Here is a 3,471-nt window from a genome sequence, read left to right as displayed (position 1 = left end):
TCCATCTCCGCGTCAACGGCGCTGGCCTCCCGATGAGAACCGAGATCACGCCGGGGCAGGATTCCGATTGCACCGGCTATGACCTGGTGATGGCCGACAACCTGCCGCAGCCCGCCGTTCTGGTCGCCGACAGGGACTATGGCTTTGATAAAATTCGAGAAGACATCGAGAACCGCAACGCCCTGCCGATGATACCCAGGCCCGGTTCGTCACCAGCCTGACAGCCTCGATCTTGAACTACCGGCTGAACTTCCGTCTTGTCATATCTACTCTCCCGTTCCATGGTCACGATCTTATCTTCGTGTCCACGAAACCGGCAGCAGGCCACCTGCTTGCGCGAGAGCTTCTTGCGAAACACGATCTCGCCTTCCGCTGTCCCCCCGTGCAGTTGAAAGACCTATTTCGCCAGGTCCACGCCGATGATCAAGACTTCCTTCATAGCCAGTTCCTCCTCATCCTGTCCGGATCACTGTGGCACATGAGTGCCGTCAGGACGGGCTACCCAACCCATCATCAAAGCCGGTGGCGAACACATGAACAGAAAAAATGTGCGGCCAGGGCGCAAAGCCTTTATCTTGCGCCGCCTTGATTTCAGGCTGGCAGCGGCGTCGTACCCAGTGCAGGCTCAGGGGAAAATCTGGCAGACGCCGACTGAACAGGTAAGGGGCGGACCTTATGGCATACGATATCAAACTGTCAAATCTTAGGGTCGCACTGCTCGTATCCAGGCTGGAAAACCTGACCGAGGCAGCCCGCGCGCTTCACATGACACAGGGCGCGGTAAGCAAGAACGTTCTGCAATTGGAACATCAACTCGGCACTCCATTGTTCGCCCGGATGCGGGACGGCGTAGTTCCACTCGACCATAGCCGGGTGTCAACGGCGGAGTAAAACCCGGCCACGCGGCGGCGCAAAAGTCTGCCAGTTAGCGGCACAACCATCACCCAGACGCCGCAGGATCAGCGCGTCGAACTCCTGCATCCGGTGCCGGGCCGGGGCTTCGGGCGACGCCCCCTGCCCCGCCGCGCAGACCGAGGCCAGCAGCGCCTGCGACAGAGCCACCAGCAGGTTGGCGCGAAACGCGCCATTGCCCGCAAACCCTTCGGCGATACGATCGATCAGCCTGGCCATGTTCGCGTCTACCCGCCCTGAGATGGGCCGCGACAGCAGCTGTGACAGCACGGCCGAGGCCGGACGCATCTGGCGCAGAACCGCCAGCGGAAAGGAGAGCACCATCCCCTCGCTGCCCGTGCGAAATGAAAACCCGTGCACGACCTGCGCCGGGATGAAAAGGAAATCGCCATCCGCCAGCAGGGTTTCTTCATTGTCCAGCCGCACCCGCGCCTGGCCGCGCGCATCTGGAATATCTGCGCCATCTCGCGGTGCCGGTGCGGCGTGATCACCCAGTCATGCAACCGCGCCCGGTCCCAGATGCGTTCGCAATGGATCACGTCGGGAAACAGGTCAGTTTCGCCAAAGAGATTGAAGACGGGAATCTGCGCGGCATCACTTATCGGCCGTCAGCACCCCTGGCACAGATTTGAGGTTGTGATTTAAGGAGGATTTGGGTCTCGTCGGAGTGACGAAGGAACGCAGATGAGACCCAAATCCGCAAAACAGGTGGTGAAAGATATCCGCCGCAAGACGCGGCGCCACTTCTCCGCGGAGGACTGAACCGCTCCGGGTTTACCGGAGAGTTTGTGGTTCACTGATTAGGCTGCTTTTTCGGCAGCATTCAAGGTTTCGTGGAAAGCCTTCTCTGCTTCGTTCGGCGTGACGTAACCGATGGAGCTGTGCAGACGGGCGCTGCTATACCAGTCGACCCATTTCAGGGTTTTCCATTCGAACTGACCGACGGACCTCCATGGCCCGAAGAACTTGATGACCTCGGTCTTGAACAAGCCGATGATGCTTTCGGCCAGGGCATTGTCATAGGAATCCCCGACGCTACCGACCGAGGTGTCGATTCCAGCCTCTGCGAGCCGCTCGGTGTATCGGATCGACAAATACTGGCTGCCGCGGTCGCTGTAGTGGATCAGTCTGTCAGCCTCGGACGGCGCCCTTTGGCAGATGGCCTGGTTCAGGGTATCAAGGACGGTGAGCGATCAGCACGCCATTGGTCCGAGTGCGATCGCGAACGGTCGTCATCGATGTTGAGACGCGCCAACCGACGATCTTCCGGGCGAAGACGTCGATGACGAAGGCCACATACACCATGCCCTGCCAGCTGGAGACATAGGTGAAATCCGAAACCCAGAGCTGGTTCGGCATCTGCGCAACGAAGATCCGGTTCACCTTGTCATCCGGGCAAGGTTGGGCTGCATCTGGGTTGGTCGTGAGCACCTTCTTGCCGCGCATAACGCCTCGCAACCCCATGACCTTCATCAGCCGCTCCACCGTGCAACGGGCAATGTCGCGCCCTTCGCGGCGCAACTGGTGCCAGACCTTGCGCGCGCCATATCGGCCTCTGCTACCATCGAAGACCTGCTTGATCGCGGTCATGTCCTCCCGATCCTGCCTGGCCCGATCCGATGCCAGGGCGGGATCACGCTCCACAGCCTTGAAGCTGTAGAACGTCGATGGTGCGATCCCCAGAACCCGGCAGATCGGCCCGACACCAAAGACGCCACGGTGATCGTCGAGAAACGCGATCATTTGCGGAATGGGCGGTCGAGCTCCGCCGCAGCGAAATATGCGCTGGCCTTCTTCAGGATCTCATTGGCGGTGCGAAGCTCCCGCACCTCGCGTTCCAGTTCGTTCGCCATTGGGCTTGAACCAGTGGCGCCTTCAATGGCTCACTCCGGTCCTTCTCCGCGCTCGTCAGCCCGCCGCGCTCTCCGCGGTCACGCTCGGCCTGCTGGCACCAGACACGGAGACTGTGGGGGAGCAGCCAAGCTTCGGCGCGATCGCCTTGTAGGCCGCACTGTCGCTGGCGTAATCGGCCCGGTTCTCTCTGAAAAGCTGAACACCGCGTTCGCGCAGCTCGGCTGGATAGGCGGGGGTAAATCTTTGCTTCGTCATAGGGCTCATCCTTTGAGTGTTCAACTCTCCGGTAAACCCGGGGCGGTTCAAATAGTCGAGTTCGCTCATTTCAGCCGCGGATTTGTCGACCATCTCGGCGATATCGGCCCCGGCGGCAAAAGCCCGTTCGGACCCCGTGTCCACAAGGCAGCCGATATCGCGGTCGCGGTCCAGTTCCTCGGCCGCCGCGATCAGTTCTTGCGCAAGGGCGCTGTTCAGCGCGTTGAGTTGCTTGGGGCGGTTCAGGCGGATCAGCGCCACGTTCCCGTCGCGGGCAACCTCGACCAGGTCAGGCATGGGCTTTCCTCCTTTTTTCGAACCACGGCAACATTGCCGAAAAATCGCGGCCCTTGCCGCCTTCCTCTTCGACAAATCGATCATATAGCTGCCGGGCCAGCGCCCCCATCGGCGTCTGCGCCCCGGCCGAGGCGGCGGCCTCTTGCGACAGGT

At 60.8% G+C, this 3,471-nt stretch carries 2 protein-coding genes, 4 pseudogenes and 1 other annotated feature; of the genes and pseudogenes, 2 read left to right on the top strand and 4 right to left on the bottom strand.

The window, feature by feature from the left end:
- Positions 1–197: pseudogene (locus C9E82_RS23620) on the top strand (transposase); the annotation flags it as partial.
- A 478-nt stretch (positions 198–675) separates the two neighbouring features.
- The gene (locus C9E82_RS25495; RefSeq protein ID WP_119899379.1) at positions 676–891 is read left to right on the top strand and encodes a helix-turn-helix domain-containing protein; all 216 of its coding nucleotides are present in this window, start codon (positions 676–678) and stop codon (positions 889–891) included.
- Here the strand turns inward: C9E82_RS25495 and C9E82_RS23605 are convergent.
- The 4 genes and pseudogenes from C9E82_RS23605 to C9E82_RS23585 form a co-directional block, all read right to left on the bottom strand.
- On the bottom strand, positions 877–1,365 hold the full coding sequence (locus C9E82_RS23605; RefSeq protein WP_338068122.1) for an AraC family ligand binding domain-containing protein: 489 nt from the start codon (positions 1,363–1,365) through the stop codon (positions 877–879). The two genes, C9E82_RS25495 and C9E82_RS23605, sit on opposite strands and share 15 nt — an antisense overlap.
- A gap of 347 nt (positions 1,366–1,712) precedes the next feature.
- A pseudogene (locus tag C9E82_RS23595) lies at positions 1,713–3,021 on the bottom strand (IS3 family transposase).
- Positions 2,581–2,697: a sequence feature (AL1L pseudoknot), on the bottom strand. Its footprint overlaps the pseudogene before it by 117 nt.
- A gap of 75 nt (positions 3,022–3,096) precedes the next feature.
- Positions 3,097–3,318, bottom strand: a pseudogene (locus C9E82_RS23590) (enoyl-CoA hydratase-related protein); the annotation flags it as partial.
- Positions 3,311–3,471: pseudogene (locus tag C9E82_RS23585) on the bottom strand (NAD-binding protein); the annotation flags it as partial. The pseudogenes C9E82_RS23590 and C9E82_RS23585, both read right to left, overlap by 8 nt.

Source organism: Paracoccus sigandri (assembly GCF_003709565.1).
Taxonomy (GTDB): domain Bacteria; phylum Pseudomonadota; class Alphaproteobacteria; order Rhodobacterales; family Rhodobacteraceae; genus Paracoccus; species Paracoccus siganidrum.
This window is presented reverse-complemented; position numbering and strand designations above follow the sequence as displayed.